Source organism: Virgisporangium aurantiacum, assembly GCF_016863635.1.
Classification (GTDB): Bacteria; Actinomycetota; Actinomycetes; order Mycobacteriales; family Micromonosporaceae; genus Virgisporangium; species Virgisporangium aurantiacum.
Genome location: NZ_BOPG01000021.1, coordinates 14,724 through 38,457, shown reverse-complemented (window position 1 = coordinate 38,457; position 23,734 = coordinate 14,724). Strand labels below are relative to the sequence as shown.

General features: G+C 70.8%; 20 protein-coding genes. 16 read left to right on the top strand and 4 right to left on the bottom strand.

The genetic code is table 11. The annotated features are described in order from the left end of the window. Window positions 1-6: 6 nt before the first annotated feature. The 8 genes from Vau01_RS15800 (at window position 7) to Vau01_RS15765 (ending at window position 8,874) form a co-directional block, all read left to right on the top strand. Window positions 7-903 carry a branched-chain amino acid ABC transporter permease gene (locus Vau01_RS15800; protein WP_203992800.1) on the top strand — a complete coding sequence of 299 codons (897 nt, stop codon included), beginning with the start codon at window positions 7-9 and terminating at the stop codon, window positions 901-903. Window positions 904-911: 8 nt separating this feature from the next. Then, window positions 912-1,964, top strand: a complete 1,053-nt coding sequence (locus tag Vau01_RS15795) for a branched-chain amino acid ABC transporter permease (RefSeq protein ID WP_203992798.1) — start codon at window positions 912-914, stop codon at window positions 1,962-1,964. Next, complete coding sequence (locus Vau01_RS15790; protein ID WP_203992795.1) at window positions 1,961-3,265, top strand: ABC transporter substrate-binding protein; 1,305 nt, start codon at window positions 1,961-1,963, stop codon at window positions 3,263-3,265. Before Vau01_RS15795 ends, Vau01_RS15790 begins: the two co-directional genes overlap by 4 nt. A gap of 14 nt (window positions 3,266-3,279) precedes the next feature. Continuing rightward, window positions 3,280-4,971 carry a class I adenylate-forming enzyme family protein gene (locus tag Vau01_RS15785; protein ID WP_203992793.1) on the top strand — a complete coding sequence of 564 codons (1,692 nt, stop codon included), beginning with the start codon at window positions 3,280-3,282 and terminating at the stop codon, window positions 4,969-4,971. Then, entirely contained in the window at window positions 4,968-5,366 is a 399-nt protein-coding gene (locus Vau01_RS15780) for a nuclear transport factor 2 family protein (RefSeq protein ID WP_203992791.1), read from the top strand. The genes Vau01_RS15785 and Vau01_RS15780 overlap by 4 nt, the downstream gene beginning before the upstream one ends. Continuing rightward, window positions 5,363-6,337 carry an LLM class F420-dependent oxidoreductase gene (locus Vau01_RS15775; RefSeq protein WP_203992789.1) on the top strand — a complete coding sequence of 325 codons (975 nt, stop codon included), beginning with the start codon at window positions 5,363-5,365 and terminating at the stop codon, window positions 6,335-6,337. The genes Vau01_RS15780 and Vau01_RS15775 overlap by 4 nt, the downstream gene beginning before the upstream one ends. Further along, the gene (locus tag Vau01_RS15770; RefSeq protein WP_203992787.1) at window positions 6,334-7,803 is read left to right on the top strand and encodes a class I adenylate-forming enzyme family protein; all 1,470 of its coding nucleotides are present in this window, start codon (window positions 6,334-6,336) and stop codon (window positions 7,801-7,803) included. Before Vau01_RS15775 ends, Vau01_RS15770 begins: the two co-directional genes overlap by 4 nt. Before the next feature lie 117 nt (window positions 7,804-7,920). Beyond that, window positions 7,921-8,874, top strand: a complete 954-nt coding sequence (locus Vau01_RS15765; protein WP_203992785.1) for a hypothetical protein — start codon at window positions 7,921-7,923, stop codon at window positions 8,872-8,874. Window positions 8,875-8,952: 78 nt separating this feature from the next. Here the strand turns inward: Vau01_RS15765 and Vau01_RS15760 are convergent, their stop codons facing one another. Further along, window positions 8,953-9,210, bottom strand: a complete 258-nt coding sequence (locus Vau01_RS15760; protein ID WP_203992783.1) for a hypothetical protein — start codon at window positions 9,208-9,210, stop codon at window positions 8,953-8,955. Between the two features lie 85 nt (window positions 9,211-9,295). Here Vau01_RS15760 and Vau01_RS15755 point away from each other — a divergent pair, with 85 nt between their 5' ends. The 6 genes from Vau01_RS15755 to Vau01_RS15730 all read left to right on the top strand — a co-directional run bounded on the left by Vau01_RS15755 (window position 9,296) and on the right by Vau01_RS15730 (window position 18,545). Then, window positions 9,296-10,417 (top strand): PQQ-dependent sugar dehydrogenase, encoded by a 1,122-nt coding sequence (locus Vau01_RS15755; protein WP_203992780.1) that lies wholly within the window; start codon window positions 9,296-9,298, stop codon window positions 10,415-10,417. A gap of 71 nt (window positions 10,418-10,488) precedes the next feature. After that, the gene (locus Vau01_RS15750) at window positions 10,489-10,998 is read left to right on the top strand and encodes a SigE family RNA polymerase sigma factor (RefSeq protein ID WP_203992777.1); all 510 of its coding nucleotides are present in this window, start codon (window positions 10,489-10,491) and stop codon (window positions 10,996-10,998) included. Continuing rightward, on the top strand, window positions 10,995-12,488 hold the full coding sequence (locus tag Vau01_RS15745; protein ID WP_203992774.1) for a WD40 repeat domain-containing protein: 1,494 nt from the start codon (window positions 10,995-10,997) through the stop codon (window positions 12,486-12,488). The genes Vau01_RS15750 and Vau01_RS15745 overlap by 4 nt, the downstream gene beginning before the upstream one ends. Continuing rightward, the gene (locus tag Vau01_RS15740; protein ID WP_203992771.1) at window positions 12,485-13,213 is read left to right on the top strand and encodes a dienelactone hydrolase family protein; all 729 of its coding nucleotides are present in this window, start codon (window positions 12,485-12,487) and stop codon (window positions 13,211-13,213) included. The genes Vau01_RS15745 and Vau01_RS15740 overlap by 4 nt, the downstream gene beginning before the upstream one ends. A gap of 731 nt (window positions 13,214-13,944) precedes the next feature. Beyond that, window positions 13,945-15,549 carry a beta-1,3-glucanase family protein gene (locus Vau01_RS15735; RefSeq protein ID WP_203992769.1) on the top strand — a complete coding sequence of 535 codons (1,605 nt, stop codon included), beginning with the start codon at window positions 13,945-13,947 and terminating at the stop codon, window positions 15,547-15,549. Continuing rightward, window positions 15,534-18,545 (top strand): MGH1-like glycoside hydrolase domain-containing protein, encoded by a 3,012-nt coding sequence (locus Vau01_RS15730; RefSeq protein WP_203992766.1) that lies wholly within the window; start codon window positions 15,534-15,536, stop codon window positions 18,543-18,545. The genes Vau01_RS15735 and Vau01_RS15730 overlap by 16 nt, the downstream gene beginning before the upstream one ends. A 42-nt stretch (window positions 18,546-18,587) precedes the next feature. Here Vau01_RS15730 and Vau01_RS15725 read toward each other — a convergent pair whose 3' ends face one another. Continuing rightward, on the bottom strand, window positions 18,588-19,526 hold the full coding sequence (locus tag Vau01_RS15725) for an acyl-ACP desaturase (RefSeq protein ID WP_203992764.1): 939 nt from the start codon (window positions 19,524-19,526) through the stop codon (window positions 18,588-18,590). Between the two features lie 128 nt (window positions 19,527-19,654). Here Vau01_RS15725 and Vau01_RS15720 point away from each other — a divergent pair, with 128 nt between their 5' ends. Continuing rightward, the gene (locus Vau01_RS15720) at window positions 19,655-20,086 is read left to right on the top strand and encodes a MarR family winged helix-turn-helix transcriptional regulator (RefSeq protein ID WP_239151613.1); all 432 of its coding nucleotides are present in this window, start codon (window positions 19,655-19,657) and stop codon (window positions 20,084-20,086) included. 63 nt (window positions 20,087-20,149) lie between these two features. Beyond that, window positions 20,150-21,286, top strand: coding sequence for an MFS transporter (locus Vau01_RS15715; protein ID WP_203992762.1), 1,137 nt, complete (start codon window positions 20,150-20,152; stop codon window positions 21,284-21,286). Here the strand turns inward: Vau01_RS15715 and Vau01_RS15710 are convergent. Then, window positions 21,204-22,433: an MFS transporter gene (locus Vau01_RS15710; RefSeq protein ID WP_203992761.1), complete on the bottom strand. Its 1,230-nt coding sequence runs from the start codon at window positions 22,431-22,433 to the stop codon at window positions 21,204-21,206. The genes Vau01_RS15715 and Vau01_RS15710 overlap by 83 nt on opposite strands. After that, window positions 22,430-23,725 (bottom strand): glycosyltransferase, encoded by a 1,296-nt coding sequence (locus Vau01_RS15705; protein WP_203992760.1) that lies wholly within the window; start codon window positions 23,723-23,725, stop codon window positions 22,430-22,432. Before Vau01_RS15705 ends, Vau01_RS15710 begins: the two co-directional genes overlap by 4 nt. Between the last annotated feature and the right edge of the window lie 9 nt (window positions 23,726-23,734).

Below are 23,734 nucleotides of genomic sequence, written 5' to 3'. Positions count from 1 at the left end.
ACCGACGTGTCGCTGCTGCTCGACCGGATCTTCGACGGGGTCACCAACGGGTGTGTCTACGCGGTGATGGCGCTCGCGCTCGTCATCGTGTTCCGCGGGTCCGGCACCATCAACTTCGCGCAGGGCGAGCTGGCGCTGTTCACCACGTACCTCGCGTGGTGGCTGACGACGCTCGGCACGCCGATCTGGGTCGGCCTGATCGCCGCCGCCGCGGCCGGGCTCGTGGTCGGCGCCGGCGTCGAGCGGCTGCTGATCCGCCCCGTCCGGCGGCGCAACGACATGGCCGTGCTCATCGTCTGTCTCGGGTTGTTCACCGCGCTGAATGCCTTGTGCGGGCTGATCTGGAACTCCGAGACGAAGGTGATGCCGAGCATCTTCCCGAACGGGCTCGACGACTACGTGAGCATCGGCGGTGCCCGGCTGTACTACGACGGGCTCGGCGTGTGGCTGCTGGTGCTCGTCGTCGTCGCCCTGATGTTCCTGCTCTTCAACCGGACGAAGCTCGGCCTGCACATGCGCGCGGTGGCCAGCAACGCCGAGTCGGCGGCGCTGTCGGGCGTGAAGACCGGCCGCGTGCTGATGTTCGGCTGGGGCGTGTCGGGCGCGATCGGCGCGGTGGCCGGCGTGCTCGTGACCCCGCTCGCGCCGACCCAGCTCGGCCTGCAGACGATGTTCCCGATCCTCATCTACGCCTCGGCGGCGGCGCTGTTCGGCGGGCTCGACAGCCCGCTCGGCGCGGTGGTCGCCGGGCTGGCGCTGGGCGTCGCGCAGCAGCTCATCATGGGCTACGTCGGCTTCATCGGCGACACCCTCCCGCAGACGGCGGCCCTGACCATCATCGTGGCCGTGCTCGTGTTGCGCCCCAACGGTCTGTTCGGCACCCGTCAGCTGGAGCGCGTGTGAAGAAAGCGGTGGAGATTCAACGCGGAACCTGGACGCACCGCGCGCTCGTCGTCGCGACCGGGGTGGCGATCGCGCTGGTGCTGCTGTGGATGTCGGGGCTGGCACCGTTCCGGGTCAACCAGCTCACCAACGTGTTCATCTACGCCATCGCGATCACCGGGCTGAACCTCGCCACCGGGTACACCGGCCTGCTCTCGATCGGGCACAGCGCGTTCTTCGGGCTCGGCGCCTACACCACCGGCGTGCTCGTCATGAAGTACGGCTGGGACCCGCTCTACACGGTGGGCCCGGCGCTGGTGCTGTGCTTCGTCGTCGGGTTCGTCATCGGGCTGCCGGCGCTGCGGATCCGCGGGCTGTACCTCGCGTTGGTGACGCTCGCGGTCGGCGTCGCGTTCCCGGAACTGGTCCGCCGCTTCGAGGACCTGACCGGCGGCGCCCGCGGCCTGGTGATCCGCCGCCGGTTGCTCAACCCGCCGGAATGGACCGGGCTGCGGCCGGGCCAGCGCGACGTCTGGATGTTCTGGCTCTCGGTCGTGGTGCTCGTGATCGTGGTGCTTCTCGTGCACAACCTGGTGCGCAGCCGCGCCGGGCTCGCGATGATCGCCACCCGCGACAACGAGATCGCCGCGGCCGCGTCGGGCATCCGCGTCGCCGCCGTGAAGACCTCCGTGTTCGGACTGTCGGGAGCCGTCACCGGGCTCGCCGGCTGCCTGTTCGCCATGTACCTCGCCGCCCTCTCCCCGGACGGCTCCTTCACCCTGCTCAAGTCCATCGAGTTCATCACCGGGCTGGTCATCGGCGGCGCCGCGACCCGGATCGGACCCATCATCGGCGCCTTCGCGGTGGTGTACATCCCGTACTTCACCGCCAACCTCAACCCATCCAACGTCAGCCAGGGGCAGCTCTCGGGCGTCCTCTTCGGGCTGGCCCTGATCCTGATCATCTTCCTGATGCCCGACGGACTCGTCGGCGGGATCAGCCGCCTCGTCGGCCGCGTCGCGACACTGCGGCCACCACCCGCCGCTCCCGCCGCTGTTTCCTCACGAGGAGAAGCAACATGAAGCGCTCACTCTCATATTTAGCGGTGGTGCTCGCCACCGCGTCCGTCCTCTCGGCCTGCAACTCGAACTCCAACGACGACGACAGCGACGGCGACACCGGCGCGACCTCGGCCGGCGCCTGGAAGGCGCCCGTCGACGACTGCGACGATCCCGACGCCGCCACGAAGAAGATCAGCGGCACGCTGAAGGTCGGCTGGAGCGCCGCCCTCTCCGGCCCGCTCGCCGGCGCCGTCGGCGCGGTGCTGCAGGGCATGAAGGACCGGTTCGCGATCGAGAACGAGGCCGGCGGCGTCAGCGGCGTCAAGCTCGACGTGGTGACGCGCGACGACGCGTTCGACCCGGCGAAGGCAAAAGCGAACATCGGTCAGCTCATCCAGAGCGACAAGGTCGACGTGCTCGACGTGTTCGGCTCCGGCCAGCTCGACGCCGTGGCCGACGACCAGAACGCCGCGTGCGTCCCGCTGCTGTTCGCCCAGTCGGGCGTCCCGACGTTCCGCGACGTGAAGAACTTCCCGTGGACGACGCAGTACCTCCCGTCGGCCGACGTCGAGGGCGCGTTCGGTGTCGAACTGCTGAAGCAGAAGTACCCGAACGGTGCCAAGGTGGCGCTCGCGATCAACCAGACCGAGAGCGGCAAGGGCCTCGCCGACGGCTACAAGAAGGCGTTGCAGGGCACCAACTTCACGATCGTGAAGGAGGCGTCGCTCGCCGATCCGGCCGCGGCCGCCACGACCCTGTCGGCCAGCGGCGCGCAGGTGGTCATCAACGCGGCCGTCACCAGCGACTGCCCGGCCCTGTCGACCGCGATCGGCCGCACCGGGTGGAAGCCCGAGACGTTCATCCAGCCGTCGAACTGCGTCGACGGCAAGACGCTGTACGCGCCGGCCGGTGCCGCCGCCGACGGCCAGCTGGTGCCGGTGTGGCTGAAGAACCCGGCCAGCCCGTTGTACGCCAACGACGCGGCGGTGCAGGATTACCTCGCCAAGCTCAAGAAGCTCAACAACCCCGCGCCCACCAACAGCTACACGGTGAACGGCTGGGTGATCGGCGACATGATGATCGACGTGTTCAAGAAGGCCGCCGCATCCTCCTCCGGTCTGAGCCACGCGGGAATCCTGGAAGCGGCCCGGGTGCAGGAGTACCAACCGCCGATGTTCATCGACGGGATCAAGTGGAGGATGGCACCGAACGCGCCGCTGGGCATCCTCGCGTTCCGCACGTTCCAGTGGAACGCCGCCGAGCAGCAGTTCAAGCCGTCGGGTGATGTCATCGACATCTCCGGTAAATACCTGACAAAGTAGTGGGAGGGTCGGGCATGCCGAGGCGACAGCTGCACCCGCCGGAGCGCGTCGCGGACTACACCGCGCGCGGTTGGTGGTCGCAGGACACCATGGATCCTCTTTTCCGGGCACAGGTGGCCCGGCAGCCCGACCGTCTCGCGGTCGTCGACCCGGCGAACAAGGTGGCGCTCGTCGGCACCGAGCCGCGGCGGCTCACCTGGCGCGAGCTCGACGCCGAGGTCGACCGGCTCGCCGCGGTCCTGCTCGACCGGGGCGCCACACCCGGTGACGTCCTGGCGGTGCAACTGCCGAACACGGTCGAACTCGTGACGGCGTACCTGGCCGCGTGGCGGATCGGGCTGATCGTCACGCCGTTCCCGGTGCAGTTCCGCGAGCACGAGATCGTGGAACTGGCCGGGCTCGCGTCGGCGTCCCTGTTCCTGACCTCGACCCGGATCGGCGACCGGGCCGCGGCGGCGGAGGTCGCCGGGTACGCGTCCTCGATCCCGTCGCTCCGGGCCGTGCTCGCGCACGGCCCGGAGGTTCCGCCGGGCGTGCTGTCCGCCGACGAGCTGATGGCGTCGGCGACGTCCACAGTGGACCCGCACGTCGCCGACCCCAACGACTGCGTGACCATCTGCTGGACGTCCGGCACCGAGAGCACCCCGAAGGGCGTGCCGCGGTGCCACTACGACTGGCTCGCGATCTGCTGGGGCACCGTCGACGCGCCCCGGTTGACCGAAGCCGACGTGCTGCTGAACCCGTTCCCGATGGTGAACATGGCCGGCATCAACGGGATGTTCCTGCCGTGGCTGCGGGTCGGCTGCGTGCTGGTGCAGCACCACCCGTTCGATCTGCCCACGTTCCTCGGGCAGATCGGTGCGGAGGGCGTCACCTACACGGTCGCCCCGCCCGCGCTGCTGACGCTGCTGCTGCACCGCCCGGAGATGCTGAGCGCCGCCGACATCTCCACGCTCAAGCAGATCGGCTCTGGTTCGGTGCCGCTGCAGCCGCCGATGGTGCGCGGCTGGCAGGACCGCGGCATCGGCATCATCAACTTCTTCGGGTCGAACGAGGGCATCGCGCTGCTCACCGACCCGCACGACGTCCCCGATCCCGCGCAGCGCGCCCGCTACTTCCCGCGCTACGGCACCCCGGGCCACACGTGGTCGTCGCGCATCGCGGAGTGGACGAGCGTGCGCCTCGTCGACCCGGTGTCGGGCGATGAGGTGACGTCGCCCGGAGTGCCGGGGGAACTGCGCATCAAGGGCCCCACGGTGTTCGCCGGCTACCTGCACGGCGAGAGCCTCCCGAGCCCGTTCGACGAGCAGGGGTACCTGCGCACGGGCGACGTGTTCGTCATCGCGGGGGAGGACGACCAGTTCCTCGAGTACGTCGACCGGGCCAAGGATCTCGTGATCCGGGGCGGCATGAACATCGCGCCGGCGGAACTGGAGGGGCTCATCGCCGGGCACCCGTCGGTGGCCGACGTCGCGATCGTCGGGTACCCCGACGACGTGCTGGGCGAGAAGGTGTGCGCGGTGGTCGTCCCCCGCGAGGGCGCCACCGTCGAGCTGGCCGACCTGGTCGGCTTCCTGCGCGACAAGCGGATCGCGTCGTACAAGCTGCCGGAGTACCTGCGGGTGCGCGCCGCGTTGCCGCGCAACCCGGTCGGCAAGATCCTGAAGCGGGAACTCCGCGACGAGATCGCCAAGGAGGCTTCATGACGGACGAGGAACGGCTCGCGGTCGCGCGGGACATGTTCGACGCGTGGAACCGGGAGGACTGGGACCGCGTCGCCGACCTGTTCGCCGAGAGCGGCGTGCTGCACAGCGTCATGCAGGACCCGATCGTGGGTCGGGCCGCGATCGACACCCGGATCCGCGCCCTGACGCAGGGCCTGGAGCGGATCGAGTTGCGCATCAAGGCGTTGGGCGTCATCGACCACCGGGTGTTCGTGGAGCGGGTCGACGACTTCGACGTCAACGGTCACCACGGGGAGGTGCCGGTCGTCGGGATCCTGCGGATCGAGGACGGGCACGTCACCGAGTGGCTGGAGTACTACGACCGCGCCACGCTCATGCGCGGCATGGGTCTCCCGGCGGACTTCTCGCACTCATGACCGTCGAGGTATCGCTGGGCCTGTGGCAGGACCGGCCGGCGGCCGAGGCGCTCGCCACCGCCCGGCTGGTCGGCGAGCTCGGTTTCGACGCCCTGTGGATCGGCGAGATGGCGACGTACGACGCGTTCGCGCTCGCCACCGCCGTCGGGCCGCTGCTGCCGTCGACCCGGCTGGTGCTGGGGCCGTTCGCCGTGACCGTCCGCGATCCGGTGATGATCGCGATGGGTGCCGCGTCGGTCGCCTCGTTGACCGGCCGGCCGGTCGGGGTCGCGCTCGGCACGTCGAGTCCGGTGGTGGTCGAGCAGTGGCACGGGCGGTCGCGGGCGCGCGCCGCGCGGGCCCTCGACGAGTCGGCGCGCGCGGTGCGGCTGCTCCTCGACGGCGCGAAGGCCGACCTGCCCGGCGAGGTCGTCAGCACGCGCGGCTACCGGCTGCGGCTCGACGCGCCCGGTGGGGAACTGATCGTGGCGGCGTTCGGGCCGCACGCGGTGGCCACGGCCGCGCGGCACGCCGACCGGATGGTGCTCAACCTGATCGATCCGGCCACCGCCGGCGATCTCGTGCGCCGGATGTCCGCCGCGGCGGATTCCGCCGGCCGCCCACGGCCGCGCGTCGCGGTGTGGACGCCCGCCGCGATCGGCGCCGGCTTCACCCCGGCCGCCGTGGAGCAACTGCGCCGCGGGATGGTCGGGTACCTCGGCGCACCCGGGTACGCCGACATGTTCACGCGGGCCGGGTTCGGCGACGTCGTCGAGTTCGCCCGCACCAGGCCTCATCCCCGCGAATTGCTCGCGGCCGTCCCCGGGGACCTCGTCGCCACGGTCGGGGTCCTCGGGGACGAGGAGGCGGCGGCCAAACGCATCGCGGAGTACCGGTCGCAGGGGATCGACGACGTGGTGCTCGTCCCCGCGTCCACTGTGGACGACCCCGCCGGAAGCGCCACCCTGCACGCGGCCGCGACCCTCCGATGACGCCCGGCCTGATGCTCTCCCGCATCGCGGCGCGGATCCCGCACCGGACGGCCGTGCGCCACGGTTCGGTGACGCGCACCTACGCCGACCTGTTCGACCACGCGGCCCGGTTCGCGGGCCTGCTCGCCGCGCGGGGGGTGCGCCCGGGCGACCGCGTGGCGCTCATGTTCGACAACCGGGTCGAGGCGCTGGAGTGCTACCTCGGCTGCCTCCTCGGCGGGTTCACCGCCGTGCACGTCAACGACCGGCTGCGGCCGCCCGAGGTGGCCGCGGTTCTCGACGACGCGCGGGTGTCGCTGTTCGTCGGGTCCACGGGCGACCCGGATCTGTTGGTGGACAACGGTTTCGCCGACCTGCTGGCGCGGCACGCGCCGCTACCGGCGGTGGACGTCGGCGGCGACCGGCCCGCGATCATCGGGTACACCAGCGGCACCACCGGCACGCCGAAGGGCGTGGTGATGACGCACGCCAACCTCGCCCGGATCATCCGGCACATGCCCGTCCACTATGGACTGCGGGTCGGCAGCCGGTGCGCGTTCACCGGAACGTTTTCGTTCGTGGCCGGCATCTGGGGCGTCATGCTGCCGCACCTGTTCCTCGGCGGCGAACTGTCGTTCCTGGCCGGGCTGCCCGCCGACGAGTGGATCGACCGGATGGTCGCGGAGCGGTCGCAGTTCACGTACGTGCCGAGCCCGCTGGCGCCGGCGTTCACCGCCGAGGTGCGCCGCCGGCCCGAGGTGCTGCGCACGCTCACGGGTGTGCTGCACTCCGCGTCGGCAATGCGTCCCGAGGTGATGGCCGATCTCGTGGATGCGGTCGGTGACCGGTTCGTGGAGACGTGGGGGATGACCGAGACGGGCGCGCCCGTCACCGCGACGGTGCCCGGTGACTGGGGACCGGACTGCGCGGCCGACGACGTCTACGCCTCCACCGGACGTCCGGTGCACATCGCGACCGTGCGGGTCGTCTCGCCGGCGGGCGAGGACCTCCCGGCCGGCGAGACGGGTGAACTGCTGGTGAACTCCGAGACGCTGTTCGCCGGCTACCACGACCGTCCACAGGAGACGGCCGACGTGCTGCGCGACGGCTGGCTGCACACCGGCGACGTGGGCCGGGTCGACGCCGCCGGCTACGTCTACATCACCGACCGGCTCAAGGACATGGTGGTCACCGGCGGGATGAACGTGTACCCGGCGGAGGTCGAGCGGGCGCTGGCCGCGATGCCCGGTGTGGCCGACGTCGCCGTGTTCGGGGCACCGAGCGAACGCTGGGGCGAGACCGTGGTGGCGGCGATCGTGGCGGCACCCGGTGCCGAGATCACCGTCGAGGCGGTGGCGAACTGGGCGCGGGAGCGCATCGCGTCCTATAAAAAGCCGACGGACGTGATGCTGGTCGACCAGCTGCCGCGCAACGCGGCGCTGAAGGTGCGGAAACCCGTTTTACGCGAGGCCTACCGGAACCGTTAGAGTATCCGCGGCCGGTGATCCGGCCCGGATGCCGGAAGGAGGTGAGTTCGATGTTCGCCCGTCAAACGTCGCTCTCCCTTCACGAAGAGGGAGCGCACTGACTCCACAGGAGTTGCGTTGTCCCACACGATCTACCGACCCCTCGCCGATGCCGGCGAGTACCCACGGTTCGCCGCGTTCCCCGCGGCCGCCAGCGGTGTGGGTGCCCGCACCAAGCGGTTCGAGGAGTACGTCGCCGACGGCGACTACCTGCCCCACCGGCTCTGGGTGGCCGAGCGCGACGGCGAGTTCGTCGCGCGCCTGGCGTTCTGGGCACCCGAGGGCGGTCAGCTGCCCTGGAGTGCCGACTACTTCGACTTCGCCGACGTCGAGGTGGGCGCCGAACTCATGCGGGCCGCCTACGCGGCGCTGGTGCCGCCCGACTACTCGGTGCCGCCGCATCCGGAGGGCGGCCGCCCCGACTACCACCTGTTCCTGCCGCCCGACTGGCACGAACGCGCCGACGCCCGTAGCGACGCTGCCGCCCGCATCGCCGCGGCCGAGCGGTTCGGGCTGGTCCGTTTCGTCGAGCGGCTGAACCTGCGCTGGACCGTCGACGACGGGCTGCCGCCGCGGCCGACCCGGCTCCGCTTCGAACCGGCGGCCGACCGCTACGACGAGCTCGTCGACGTCATGATGCGGGTCAACGAGAACACGCTCGACGCGCACGTGCGCCGCGACGTCGAGCGCTGGGGGCCACGGCCCGCCGTGGAGCGGATGATCGCCGATGCCGACGGGCTGCCCGACGGCAACCGCGACTGGTGGCGGCTCGCGTACACGCCCGCCGGTGCGGTCGTCGGCTTCATGATGCCGGTCAAGGTGCCGGCGCCGACGCTCTGGTACGTCGGGGTGGTGCCCGAGCACCGGGGCCACCGCTACTCCGACGACCTGGTGGCGGAGACGCTGCACGTCATCACCGCGGCGGGGGAGGACCGCATGCAGGACTCCACCGACGTCGGCAACGCCCCGATGGCCGCGTCGTTCGCCCGCTGCCGTTACACGGTGACCGGCCGCCGCATCATCCTCGTCTGACCCCTCCCGACGATCTTGCAGTTGTGCTCGCCCTTACGGGGTCGTTTGCCCCGTTGTCGAGCGGGCACAACTGCAAGATCAATGCATGGGGTGGCCGGGGGTGATGTTCAGGGCGCGGTTCTCCAGGGACTCGTGCTGGTGGCCGGGATCGTTGGGGACCGGTCCGAGGGGCGGGGGAGCCAGGCGTGACAGTGAACGGGCGATGCTCACCAGCGCGAACACCTCGGCGATCTTGAGAGAGTCGTCCAGTCGCAGGTCGAGCTGGTCGATCTCGTCACGCGAAGCGAACAGGAAGCCCTCTGCCGCCTGGAGGTATGAGTCGTTGCTCAGTAGCACGGGTCCATAATATGAGTTTGGCCCGCTTTCTGCGGATTAATCGGACCAAGTGGTCGCCCCGGCAGCGGCGGGGTAAGCATGACGCATGCGTCGCCGGTCGAGCCTCATCGCAGCGGTTGCGGCCCTGGGCTGCGCACTCCTGTCCGCGTGCACCGACGAGAAGCCTTCCACGCCGGCTCCGGCCGCGCCGGCACCCGCCGCGTCGGGTTCGCCGAGCAGTTCTGGCCCGGCCGCCGCCGCCCCCGACCTGGCGGCGCCGCGCGAGGTGGCCACCGGCATCCGCGTCCCCTGGGGCCTTGCCTTTCTCCCCGACGGCGACGCGCTCGTGAACGAACGGAACACCGGACGCGTCCTGCAGATCGCGGCCACCGGCGGTGCCCCGCGCGAGGTGTACCGGGTGCCCGGCGTGGCGGCGCAGGGCGAGGGCGGCCTGCTCGGGCTCGCGGTGTCGCCGGCGTTCGCGCAGGACCGTTACGTGTACATCTACTTCACCGCGTCGGGCGACAACCGCATCGCGCGGTTCCGGCTGGGCGAGAGCGCAGCGCCGCAGGTGATCTTCTCGGGCATCGCGAAGGCGGGTGTCCACAATGGAGGGCGGATCGCGTTCGGCCCCGACGGGATGCTCTACGCCGGCACGGGTGACGCGTCGCGCCGCGAACTGTCGCAGAACGCGTCCAGCCCGAACGGCAAGATCCTGCGGTTGACGCCCGACGGCGCGCCCGCGCCCGGCAACCCGACCGCCGGCTCGCCCGTCTACAGCCTCGGCCACCGCAACGTGCAGGGCCTCGCCTGGGACTCGGCCGGCCGGTTGTTCGCCACCGAGTTCGGCCAGAACCGCTTCGACGAGGTCAACCGCATCGAGCCGGGTCGCAACTACGGCTGGCCAACGGTCGAGGGCACCGGCGACGGCGGCGGCCGGTTCGTCAGCCCGCTCGTGGTGTGGGCGACGTCGGAGGCGTCCCCGTCCGGCGCCGGGATCATCGGCAACACGCTCTACGTGGCGGGCCTGGGCGGCGAGCGGCTGTGGGTCGTCCCGCTGACCGGCGACGGCGGCACCGGCCAGCCGGCGGCGCAACTGCGCGGCATCGGGCGCCTGCGCACGGTCGTCGCCGCCCCCGACGGCTCCCTGTGGGTCACCACGTCGAACACCGACGGCCGCGGCGACATCCGCACCGGCGACGACCGCATCCTCCGCTTCAGCGCCTGAAACCACCGGGACCCGGGACCCACCCGGATCCGCCCCACCGAGCGTGCAGTGGGGTGGAGAGGATGGTGGGGATGGATCCCGAAGCGGCGTTCACCGCCTACATGGGCGCCCGCCTGGCGCACTGGTCCCGGCTCGCGTTCCTGCTGACCGGCGACCGGCACCAGGCCGAGGACCTGGTCCAGGTGACGTTCGAGCGGGTCGCCCGGCGCTGGGAGCGGGTCGCCGCCGACGGGGATCCCGATCCGTACGTGCGTCGCACGATGCTGTCGCAGCACGTGTCGTTGTGGCGGCGCCGGTGGCGGAACGTCGAGCTGTGGGCCCGTCCACCGGAGCCGCCGACCGGAGACCCCACCGCCGCGACGGACCGCGCGGTGGTCGTCCGCCAGGCCCTTGCGCGGTTGGCGCCGCGCCAACGCTCGGCGCTGGTGCTGCGGTATTTCGAGGATCTCACCGAGGTCGAGACGGCCAGGGTGCTCAACTGCTCGGTCTCCACCGTCAAGAGCCAGGTCCGCGACGGCCTCGCGCGGCTGCGCGCGCTGGCCCCGGAACTGGGCGAGCTGATTACCGGAGGGCAACGGTGACCGGACAGCTGCGGGAGACGCTGGTCGAGATCGGCGGGTCGATGCCGGCCGCCCGACTCACCCCCGACGTGTGGCGGCGCGGGCGGCGGGCCCGCATCCGGGCCGGCTGGCTGCGTGCGGGCGCGGCCGCCAGCGTCATCGGCCTGGTGGTCGGGCTGGTCGTCACGCTCGCACCGCGGTCGTCCGCGCCGGCTCCACAAAATTTCGGTGACGCGGAGAGCGCGGTTCCCCGCACGGTCGGCGTGCCGTGGATGTGGCAGGCGACGGTGCAGATGGACGCGCCCGGTCCCGCCTCCGTGCTGTACGGCGGCGACACGATCGGCCTGCGCGGCACCGACTGGTTCGACAGCGAGGGCAAGCTCGCCGTGGTCGGACGCGGGAGCGGGAAGACGCGGACGCTGCTCTACGGCGGCGTCGACGACATCACCGCCGGCGAAGACGTGCTGCTGTCGCCCGACGGCCGGAAGGTCGCCTCGCCGTACCTTCTCGAAGGCGAACTCGACTCCGGCTCCGACGAGGGGCTGGTCGTCACCGACCTCACCACCGGAAAGAGCCGGCGCTACACGGGCGGCCTGAAGACCGGCTGCTGCCAACCGGTCGCGTGGGCGCCCGACGGTCGCTCGCTGCTCGCGTCGGTACTCGGGCCGTACAAGAAGAACGCGCGCACCGGCATCGAGCGGCCCGTCGAGCGCCTGGCGCTGCTCGACCTCGACACCGACAAGGTGGAAATGCTGGGGGAGTTCCGGCCCGGCGAGGAGATCCGGCACGCGTCGGCGGCGGCGTTCATGCCCGACGGTCAGCGCTTCGTCGTGTCGGTGGGCAACGGACTGCGGATGATGGACCGCTCCGGAACCGTCCTCTGGACGGCCGGCATCGGCCCGAACGGGTACCTCGCCGGAGCCGGCGCCGTCACCCGCGACGGAACCGCGATCGCCGTCGCCGAACTGAGCGGCTGCCTCGGCGAGTGCGACACGCGGCAACTCGCCACCCGCACCTGGACCATCCGGTTCCTCGACGCCGAGACCGGAAAGCCCTCAGCGCCGGCCGGGCGGTTCCCCGCCGTCACCGGCATGGCCGTGCGGGCACTGGGCTGGACCGACGACGGCGAACTGGTGCTGCTGCGCCACACCCCGGCCGACGGCACCCACAAGAAGAAGGACGACCCCGAGTGGGACGACACCGGGTGGTGGGAGACCGGTCACGTCACCCTGCTCGGCCTGCGTCCGGACGGCACCGTCCGCACGCTCCTCGACCCGCCCGACGGCGTGCTGACCATGGACGTCCCCGCCGACCTGATACATCGGAGCCGGTTCGGCGGACCGCCGTCGACGTCGGAGATGTTTCCGGCCCGTCCGATCATCTGGGTGGTCATCGCGGCGCTCTGGGTCGCCACCATGATCGGACTCGGGCTGATGATCCTGCTGGCACGGGCGTGGCGGCGACGGAGGTCCGCCCGCCGGATCCGGCCGCCTAGTAGGGTCTTCGCGTGAAACTGCGCGAGGATCTGGTCAGCATCCCGTCCGCCGACGGCGACATCCGGTCGGTCGTGATCCGGCCGGTCGGGCCGGCCCGTCGGCAGGCGATTCTGCTCTACACCGACATCTTCCAGCTCACCGAGTCGACGCTGCGGACCGCGCGCCGCTTCGCCGCGGCCGGCTTCGTCGTGGTGGTGCCCGAGATCTACCCGCACGGCGACCTGGCCGGGGTCGCCCTGGAGTTCGACGATCCCGGTAAGGCCCGGGGCATGGCCGGTGCCAAGCAGACGCCGGTGGCGGCCTTCGACGCCGACCGCTCCGCTGTTCTCGGTTACCTGGAAGGGCTGGCCGAGGAGTCCTGCGTGATCGGCTTCTGCATCGGCGGTCACCTCGCGTTCCGCGCCGCGTTCGACCCCCGCGTCACCGCGACCGTCTGCTTCTACCCGACCGGCCTGCAGAACGGCGCGCTGGGCGCCGACGCCGACGCCGGGTCGCTGGCGCGCGCCGCCGACATCCGGGGCCGCCTGATGATCGTCTTCGGTTCGCAGGACCCGCACGTGCCGGCCGACGCCCGGCTGACCGTGATCTCGGCACTGTACGCCGCCGGCCTGACCGACGCGGAACTCCACGTCTGGGCCGGCGGCGAACACGCCTTCATGCGCGACGTCGGCCCCCGCCACGACCCCGAGCTGACCGACCTGGCAATCACGGAGGCAGTCTCCTTCCTCTCGGCCCGCTAAACCGACCGCACTCCAAGTAGGTTGCCGATCTTGCAGTCGTGGTGCCGGGCTTGCCCTGCTTACGGAGCTTTGGCAGGCAGCACAACTGCAAGATCGACTTCTGCGGGCTCCGGCACCCGTGTCGAGGACAACGACGCATCAGCGGGGAAGTCCGTCCACGTCATGGCACACACGAATCTCCCCGTTCATCGAATCCGACCAAAGCGGGCACGCACACGCACCACCTGAACAGTTCCTCTTCCGCGTTGCTATTCAGGTATTGGGTCCACAGTGGACCCAACGTGGCTGATCTTGCAGTTGTGCTCGCCGAAAAACGGGCGAATTCCGGCGAAAGGGCGGGCACAACTGCAAGATCGAGATTCGAGGGCTGTCCGCCGGCGTCGATCTTGCAGTTGTGGTGCCTTGTTCGCCCGTGTTTGCCCCTTTTGTGGGCCACCACAACTGCAAGATCGACCCGTTTGGGACGGGGACGGGCGCGCACGCGCACCACCTGCGGCCGGGGCGGCGGGACCGCGCGGCCCCGCAGCGCCGGGCCCCGTGAGCCAACGGCGGGGGTTGACAGGTGGCATAGACCACCATCAAGCTGTGAGAGCGCTCTCCGGGCCGTTACCAGCACAGACGTGGCTGGTGGTGGTTGGGCGCGTGCGGCCGGTAAGCCCCGCCCGGTGAGCCGGCCGCCGATCCACGTCTCATGCCGCGGCACCCCCGCCGCCCGGCCGCCAGGAGTTTCCGTGGGTATCAGAAGTCGGCTCGCCGCCGTCGCCGCGCTCGTCGTGGCGGCAGGTGCGGCGGTCACCGCCAGCCAACAGGTGGCCAGCGCCATCGGCCCCGATCTACTGCCCGTGACCGTCACCAACAATTCGGGCCGGTCGGAGGCCGTCTACCTCTACATCCTCGGCCAGGATATCCGCCCCGGCGGACGCCTCGGCTACGTCAACGGTGCCGGGCAGTTCGTCAACTGGCCGGCCGGCGGGCTGCCGCCGACCCCCGCACCCGACGTCGCGATCGCGGGACCGGGCAACGGCGGCAGTGTCACCGTGCGCTTTCCGCGGTTCATCTCCGCGCGCATGTACTTCTCGCTCGGCCGCAAGCTCGACTTCCGCCTGACGCCCGACGGCCTGGTGCAGCCCGCGCCGTGGGCCGGCGGCGACCCGAACCGCGACATCCTGTTCGACTGGTCGGAGTTCACGTACAACGACTCGGGCCTGTGGCTGAACAGCTCCCAGGTTGACATGTTCGCGATCCCGCACGCGGTGAGCGTCACGGGTTCCGACGGGCAGACGATCCGCACCGGCGATCCGGTCGCCAACGGGCGCGACAACGTCATCAACGCGTTACGCGGAACGCCGGAGTTCGCGCGGTCCGTCTACACAAGATCCGATGGGACCGTGCTGCGCGTGCTCGCCCCCGGAAAGGCGATGGACGCCGGCCTGATGAACGCCAACTATCTCGACGCGTACATCACGAGTGCGTGGAACTCCTACGCCGGTCGCACGCTCACGGTGGTGCCGCGGGTGAACGAGCCGAACCGGCGCTTCTTCGGCCGCACCAACGGCAACACGATGGTGTTCACCGACTCGACCGGCGCGCAGGTGACCACGGTGCAGAAGCCGACCACCGCCAACGTGTGGGGCTGCGACGGCGTCTTCAACGCTCCGAACGTCCCCCCGTTCATCGAACCGGAAATCAAGCGGACGCTGTGCGCGGCGCTCAACCGCGGGACGCTCGGCACCTCCACGCAGGAGCCCGTGCTCGACGCGGCCCAGTTCTACCGCAACAGCGCGCCGAACCACTACTCGCGGATCATCCACGCGAACATGGCCGACGGTAAGGCGTACGGCTTCGCCTACGACGACGTCGGCGGCTTCGAAAGCCTTGTGCACCACGGCGATCCGCGTTCGGCGTCGGTCGTCATCTCGCCGTTCACCGGTGGCGGCGGCCAGCCCCAGCCCACCACCAGCTCGATCGTCAGCAACTGGCACAACAAGTGCATCGACGTCCCGAACTGGAACTTCAACGACGGCCAGCGCCTGATCGTGTGGAACTGCACCGGCGGCACGAACCAGCGGTGGCAGTGGGTCAACGGCACGCTGCGCACCGAGAACAACAAGTGCATGGACGTCGCCGGTGGCTCGACCGCCGACGGCGCGGCGGTCCAGATCTACGGCTGCAACGGTACCCCGGCCCAGCAGTTCGTGTTGAACGCGAACGGCGACCTGGTGAATCCACAGGCGAACAAGTGCGTCGACATCGCCGAGTGGAACCCCAACAACGACGCCGTCCTGCACATGTGGACGTGCGTCGGAGGAGCGAATCAGAAGTGGCGCCGCGGCTGAGGCTGGCGGCGACGGCGGCAGCCCTGCTCGTGACGGCAGGGCTGCTCGTCGTGCCGGCACACGCATCCGTGCCGCCGAGCCGCTATCCGGTACAAGGTAACGGAACCAACGTCCTCAACAAGATCGCGTTGCTCGGGAGCATCGAGGATCCGGCCTGGTTCCAGGCGAACATCCCGTTCATCGAGGTGCCCGACAAGCAGATCCAGGACGTCTACTACTACCGCTGGATGGCGTACAAGGAGCACCTCGTCTACACCGGTCCGGAGTACGGCTGGCTGTCGAACGAGTTCCTGTCGCCGGCCGCGTACGGTGCGCCGTACGGCGGCATCTCGGCCGCCGCCGGCCACCAGATCACCGAGGGACGCTGGCTGCGCGACCAGCAGTACGTCAAGGACGTCATCGGTTACTGGCTCAACGGGCCGGGCCAGTTTCCCAAGCCCCGCACCGAGTTCCTGAACCCCGACACCGGCGACTGGGCGCACCAGTACAGCTTCTGGGCCGCCGAGGCCGTGTGGCAGCAGTACCTCGCGGCCGGCGACCGGGCGTTCACCGCGTCGCACAAGGAGAACCTGACGCGCCAGTACGACGGCTGGGCCGACCACTTCAACCCGTCGCTCGGCCTGTACTGGCAGGTGCCCGTGTGGGACGCGTCGGAGTTCACGGCGTCGTCGTACGAGACAAGCGATCCGTACCACGGCGGCGACGGCTACCGCCCGACGCTCAACTCCTACCAGTACGGCGACGCGCACGCGATCGCCAACATCGCCGCGTTGACCGGCGACACCGCCACGGCGAACACCTACACCGCCCGCGCCGAGGCGTTGCGCACCAACGTGCAGAACCGGCTCTGGGACGCGCAACGCCAGTTCTACTACGGGCTGCACCGCGACTCGCTGGCCCGCACGGGCAGCCGCGAGATCATGGGCTACCTGCCGTGGACGGTCAACCTGCCGGCGTCGAACGCGCCGGCGGCCGCCTGGAGCCAGCTCAAGGATCCGCAGGGCTTCAAGGCCGCCTACGGGCCGACGACGGCCGAGCGGCGCAGCCCGTGGTTCATGCACGAGGCGGGCGGGTGCTGCCGGTGGAACGGCCCGTCGTGGCCGTTCGCCACGGCGCAGACGCTCACGGCGGCCGCCAACCTGCTGAACAACTATCCGGCGCAGCCGTACTTCTCGGCCGCCGACTACGTGGACCTGCTGCGCACCTACGCCGCCACCCAGTACCGCAACGGCGTGCCGTACGTCGCCGAGGCGCACCACCCCGACGAGAACCGCTGGCTCTACGACGGCGTCAACCACAGCGAGGACTACAACCACTCGACGTACGTCGACAACGTCATCTCGGGCCTGATCGGCCTGCGCGGCCAACCCGACGACACGCTGCGGGTGCGGCCGCTCGCACCGTCCACATGGGACTGGTTCGCGCTGGAGAACACGCCGTACCACGGGCACAACGTGAGCGTGTTCTGGGACCGCACCGGCGGCCGGTACGGTCTCGGCGCCGGGCTGAAGGTCTACGTCGACGGCACGCTCCGGGCGACGCAGCCGAACCTGGCCGAGGTGAGCCTGAACGTCGGACCGGCGATCACGCAGTCGAGCGGCGGCGGCGTGGTGAACATCGCCGCCAACGGCCAGCGGCTGGGTTACCGCACCAGGCCGTTCGCGTCGTACACGTCGCCGCACGACGACGTGTACCGCGCCGTCGACGGCCAGGTGTGGCGCACGCCGATCCCGAACAACACCCGCTGGACGAGTTGGAACAGCCCGAACGCGACCGACCACTACGGGCTGGACTTCCAGCGTCCGGTGACCGTGCGGGACGTGCGGCTGTACTTCTACGACGACGGCGGCGGGGTGCGCGTCCCGTCGTCCTTCGATCTTCAGTACTGGACCGGCACACAGTGGGCCGTCGTTCCGAATCAACTCCGTACGAGCATCAGCCCGACCGCCACGGAGATCACGTTCCCGCCGCTCGACACCGCGCAACTCCGCGTGGTGGCGCCGAACCGTGGCGGCGGCGTCGGGTGGGGGCTACAGGAGTTCGAGGTCTGGTCGACGCCTCTCTTCACGCTGTTCAACAGCAACAACAAGGTGCTCGCGGTGCAGAACGCGTCGCAGGCCGACGGCGCCAACGTGCAGCAGTACGACGACACCGGCACCCTCGACCACCGCTGGACCCTGGTCGACGCCGGCGGCGGCTGGTACAAGATCGTCAACATCAACAGCGGGCTGCTGCTCGCGGTGGCGGGTGCCTCCACCGCGGCGGGCGCGCAGGTGCAGCAGTACCACGACGCCGGCACACGCGACCAGCAATGGTCCATCGTGGACACCGGCGGGGGTCAGATGAAGCTGCGCAACCGGAACAGCGGGCTGTACCTGGGAATCAGCGGCGGGTCGACGGCGAACAGCGCCAACGCCGTGCAGGTGGCCGACGGTACACTGTGGACACTCCGGCACACCGCCCAGCCCAGCTGGCTGAGCAGCGACTTCGAAGACCAGCAACCGCAAGGGTGGCAGCCGCAGACGGGCGCCTGGAGCGTGTGCCGCCCGGCCTCGTGGGAACTGTGCTCGACCGCGACGGCCAGCGCCGTGGCACTCGCCGGCAGTGCGGGCTGGCGGGCGTACACGGTGGACGCCTCGGTGCGGGCCGACGCCCTGCCGGCCGACGGCGGCATCGCGCTGCTCGCCCGCGCCCAGGACGCCACCCACTACTACCAGGCCGAGCTGAAGAGCGGCCGGCAGTGGGTCATCTCGAGGAACGACGGCGGCGTGTGGACCAACCTCGCCAACGGTCCGCTGGCGTGGCCGACCGGTGCGTACCTGAACCTGCGGTTCGCGGTGCAGGGCGACCGGCTGACGATGGCGCTGATGACCCCGGCCGGCACCTGGCAGACGCTCGGCTCGGCGACGGACACCCGGTTCGTCGCCGGCCGGCCGGGCGTGCGCACGTGGGGGACGACGGGGAGCTTCGACATCGTCCACGTCCGCCCCGGCTGAGCAACGTGCGTCGAGCGACGCCGGGCGACCGCCCGGCGTCGCTCAGGCCCGGGCGGCCTTGCGGGCGTTGGTCTTCTCGCGGCGCTCGACGAACTTCGACGCCGCCTGGTCGAGGCCCTCGAGGAACGCCGCCAGTTCCTCGCGCGCCCGCTCGCCCTCGCCCGACAGACCGGTGCGCTCGAAGACGCGCAGCTGCCGGACGATCGGCATGACCACCTCGTCGTGGTGGATGCGGAGGTCGTAGATGCCGGCCATGGCGATCTGCACCGACTTGCGTTGGAAGCCGTCGATCGTGTGGCCGGGCATCTGGAACGAGGTGATCACATCGAGCACGGCCTGCATCGCCTGGTCGGGCGCGAAGTCGAACGCGCCGCCGAGCAGGTTGCGGTAGAAGAGCATGTGCAGGTTCTCGTCGGCGGCCACTCGGGCGAGCAACTGGTCGCAGATCGGGTCATCGCTGATGCGTCCGGTGTTGCGGTGCGCGACGCGGGTCGCCAGCTCCTGGAAACTGACGTAGGCGATGCCGCCGAGCACGCTCTCGTAATCGCTGGTGAACCCGCCCTCCATGTGCTGCATGCGGGCGCGCTCCAGCGCCACCGGGTCGACCGCGCGGGTCGCCAGCAGGTAGTCGCGGATCGCGATGCCGTGCCGGCCCTCCTCCGCCGTCCACCGGTGCACCCAGGTGCCCCAGGCGCCGTCGCGGCCGAAGCGCACCGCGATCTCGTGGTGGTAGCTGGGCAGGTTGTCCTCGGTGAGCAGGTTCACGATCAGTGACGTGCGGGCCACGTCGCTGAGCTTCGACTGGCTCGGGTCCCACGCCTCGCCACCGAGAATGCCGTCGAACGTGCGGCCCTCGCTCCACGGCACGTACTCGTGCGGGAACCACTCCTTGGCCGTGCTGAGGTGACGGTTCAGGTTGCTCTCGACGATGGGTTCCAGCTCGGTGAGGAGGGCGAGATCGGATGGTGATCGGGAAGTCACGCGTCCTCCGGCTGATCGGACGGTCGAGGTTGGACCCAGTGTAAGTTACGGTCCCGTAGGTTTCGAACGCTCACCCGGTGACCCGGGACTCATTGCCGGCCCGCTGCTCCCCGTTACATAATATCCTTATGCATAAGGACGTTATGCAACCGTCGACCGTGACCGACCTGGTCGACGTCCTGGAGCACGCGATCCGGCTGCTACGCCGGCTCAGCACGGCCGGCGGCCTCAGCCACACCGCGTCGTCGACGCTGAGCCGGCTGATCCGGGAGGGTCCGATGCGGATCACCGAGCTCGCCAACGCCGAGGCCGCCTCGCAACCGGGCATGACCCAGCTCGTCTCGCGGATGGAGCGCGAGGGCTGGGTCGCCCGCGCCGCGAGTCCGGACGACCGCCGCGGCGTCGTGGTCACCGTCACCGATACCGGTGCCGACCTGATGCGCCGCCGGCGGACCGAGCGCACCGACTCCCTGCGCGCGATGTTCGACGGCCTGGACCCGGCCGATCGGGCCGCGATCACCGCGGCCCTGCCCGCACTCGCCCGATTGGTGACCGCGTGAGGACCCTCTTCCGGCAACCGAAGGCCGTGTGGGCCGTCGCGTTCGCCTGCGTCATCTCGTTTCATGGGCATCGGGCTGGTCGACCCGATCCTGCCCGCGCTGGCCGAGAGCCTGCACGCCACGCCGAGCCAGGTGTCGCTGCTGTTCACCAGCTACCTGATCGTCACGGCGGTGGCGATGCTCGTGGTCGGCTGGGTGTCCAGCCGCCTCGGCGCCAAGCGCACGCTGGTGATCGGGCTGGTGCTGATCGTGGTCTTCGCCGGGCTGGCCGGCCTCAGCGACTCGATCGGCGGCATCGTCGGCTTCCGCGCCGGCTGGGGGCTCGGGAACGCGTTGTTCATCGCGACCAGCCTGTCGACGATCGTGGCGTCGGCGAGCGGCGGGTTCGCCGGCGCGATCATCCTGTACGAGGCCGCGCTCGGGCTGGGCATCGCGGTCGGCCCGCTGCTCGGTGGCGAGCTGGGCAGCATCAGCTGGCGTGGTCCGTTCTTCGGGGTCGCGGCGCTGATGTCGGTCGCGCTGGTCGCGACGGTCGCGCTGGTTCCGCCCACGGCGCTGCCAAGCAAGCGGACGTCGTTGAGCGCGCCGTTGGCGGCCCTGCGGCACCGCGGGTTGCTCATCATGGGACTGATGGCGCTGCTCTACAACTGGGGCTTCTTCACGATGCTGGGCTACGCCCCGTACCCGATGGAGATCGGCGCGCACGAGCTGGGCCTGGTCTTCACCGGCTGGGGACTGCTCGTGGCGGCGTTCAGCGTGTTCGTCGCGCCGTTCCTCCAGGCGCGGTTCGGTACGGCGCCGGTGCTGTACGTCAACCTCGTGGGGTTGGCGGGCTGCATGGCGGTGATCGCCGCGTTCGTGCACACTCCGGCGGCGGTGATGGCCGCGGTGATCGTGAGCGGCGCCTTCATCGGGACGAACAACACGCTGACGACGCAGGCCGTGATGCTTGTTTCGCCGTTGGACCGGCCGGTCGCGTCGTCGGCGTACGGGTTCGTGCGCTTCATCGGTGGCGGGCTGGCGCCGTACGCCGCGGGGAAGATCGCCGAGTCGACGAGCCTGTCGGTGCCGTTCTGGATCGGCGGGGCGACGTTCCTCGCGGCGATCGGGGTGCTCGCTACGGGTCACTCGATGCTCCGCGCGGCGGAGCAGCGGCCGGCGAAGGAGCCGGTTCCGGAACCGGCGGCGGCACCCGCGTGAGCCACCAGTACATCAGGGAACAGGACGCGGTCACGGCGAGCAGGCACACGCCGACGACCGCCGGCCCGAACCGTCCCACGAACAGCGCGACCCCGGCCGGCACCACCGCCACCCCGGCCGTCTTCGCGGCGACCTGGATGCCCACCATGCGTTCGACGTACCGGGCCGGGAACCGGTCCACGGTGGTCAGGGTGAGGAGCGGAAAGACCGGTGCGAGGGCGAGGCCGATGAGGATGAGCGCGGCGACGGTCACCGCGCCGGGGCCGGGGAGCGCGAACACCAGGCACGCGGGAACGAGAGCCGCGAAGCACCACGCGAGCACCCGGCGCGGACCGACCCGGTCGGCGAAGAGGCCGACGGCCAGCCGGCCGAGGTAGGAGCACATCCAGTAGCCGGCGACCGCGGCGCCGGCGACCCCGGTGGGGACGCCGCGCCCGCTGGTGAGGTAGACGAAGCCCCACAACCCCGTGGCCGCCTCCATCCCGCCCTCGAGAACGAAGACGGCGATGCTGCGTGCCAGTGCGCCGCCCGCACCGATCCGCGGCCGGGGTCCCGCCCCGCCCCTCGTGGCGGCGGGTTCCGCTCCGGCCCACCGTGGCGAGGTCACCGCGAAGGCCACGGCGAGAGCGGCCAGCGTGAAGCCGACGACGACGTAGGCGGACCGCCAACCGAGGCCGGGGACGCTCGTCACCAGCAGCGGGCCGACGACGCCGCCGAGCCCGTAGGCGGCGTGCATCCAGTTGATGGCGCGGGCGTTGAAGTTCCGCGCGGCGAACGCGTTGAGCGCCGTGTCGATCGCCCCGAAGCCGATCCCGAGCATCGCGATCGCGATGACGACCGCCAGGAAGTGCTGAGCCGTGCCGAGGACCAGGACGGCCGCGGCGCTCACCCCCGTGCTGACCGTGAGCAGCGCACCGATGCCGATGAGCCGCAGCAGGTATCCGGCCGACGCGCTCGACAGGAGGGTGGCGAGGACGCCCACCGGCGCGAGGACGCCGAGCGCCGCGACGGAGACGCCGAGGCTGACGTGCACCTGCGGCCAGGCCACACCCAGCAACGTGTCCGGTAGGGCGATGCTGAAGAACGCGACGTAGGCGAGGGTCTTCGTGCCGGAACGGAACAGCCGCGCCGTGGGCTGGGTGATCATCGGGCCGGGTGCCGGTGCGCCGCGAACCCGGCGTGGACCGCCTCCAGGAGGGAGACCGCCGTCGCCGTGCCGTTCTCCGCCCGTACGAGGCGGCCCACCCGATCGGCCCGTTCCGCCATGTCCGCGTCGCTCACCGCGGCCGTGAGCGCGGCGGCGAGCGTCGAGGCATTGAGGTCGCGTTGCGGAATCGGGCGCGGGGCGACCCCCAACGTCCACGCGCGATGGGCCCAGAACGGCTGGTCGCGGAAGTACGGGCAGATCACCTGCGGGCGTCCCGCCGCGAACGCCGCACCGGTGGTGCCGGCACCGCCGTGGTGGACGGTGGCCGCCAATCGCGGCAGCAGCCACTCGTGCGGGACGTCGTTCACCACCGCGACGGTGGCCGGTACGTCCGCGGCGGCGAGCCCGCCCCAGCCGGAGCACACGACGGCGCGCAGTCCGGTCAGGGCGAGCGCCGCCCTGATCGTGCGCCACGTCGCCGCGGGGTCCAGCCCGATCATGCTTCCGAATCCGATGTACACCGTCGTGCCGGCCCGGTCGAGGAAGTCGGTCAACTCCGGTGGCGGTTCCCACGCGGGCGGCGGCGGCAGGAACAGGTAGCCCGTGGTGCGAACATGGGCGGGCGTGTCGCCCGGAGGCGGTACGACATGCCGGCTGTAGGTGTTCATGACCGGTGTCGGGCCGCCGTGCCAGGACCTCAGGGGGTTGAACCGACCGCGTCGGCGGCGTAGCCCGAGCGTCGACTCGCGCCAGTCGTCGATGGGCCGGTCGTAGGCGAACACCAGCGCCCGTTGCAGCCGGTAGGTCGCGGGGTTCAACACCCCGGGGATCCGCCGGGTCGGCGACACGAACGGAAAACTCAGCTCGCGCGTCGGCACCCACGGGATCGGCGGCACGAAGACGGCCGGAACCTTCAACTTCTCCGCGACGTGCGCCGCACCGACCACCTCCGGCGGGTGCACGACGAGGTCGGCGCCGCACTTCGCGACGTCCCACGCCCGGTTCAGGATGCGACGAAGGTGATGCCGGTAGGCCCGGGCCCAGCGGGCCTGGGACACGAGTCCCGCGAGCCCGCCGGACGTTCGCCGGGAGAGCTCGCCCAGCTCGAGTTCGGCCACCGACCCGGTGTCGTCGAGCTGGACGACGGAGACGTCGTAGTCGCCGGCGAACTCCAGGTTCGCGGTGCACGTCGCCACCACGGCCTCGTGGCCCGCGCGCGCGAGAGCGACGGCGAGAGCCAGGCACGGTTGCACGTCTCCACGCGTGCCCTCACTCATGATCAGGACCCGCACGATCCCACC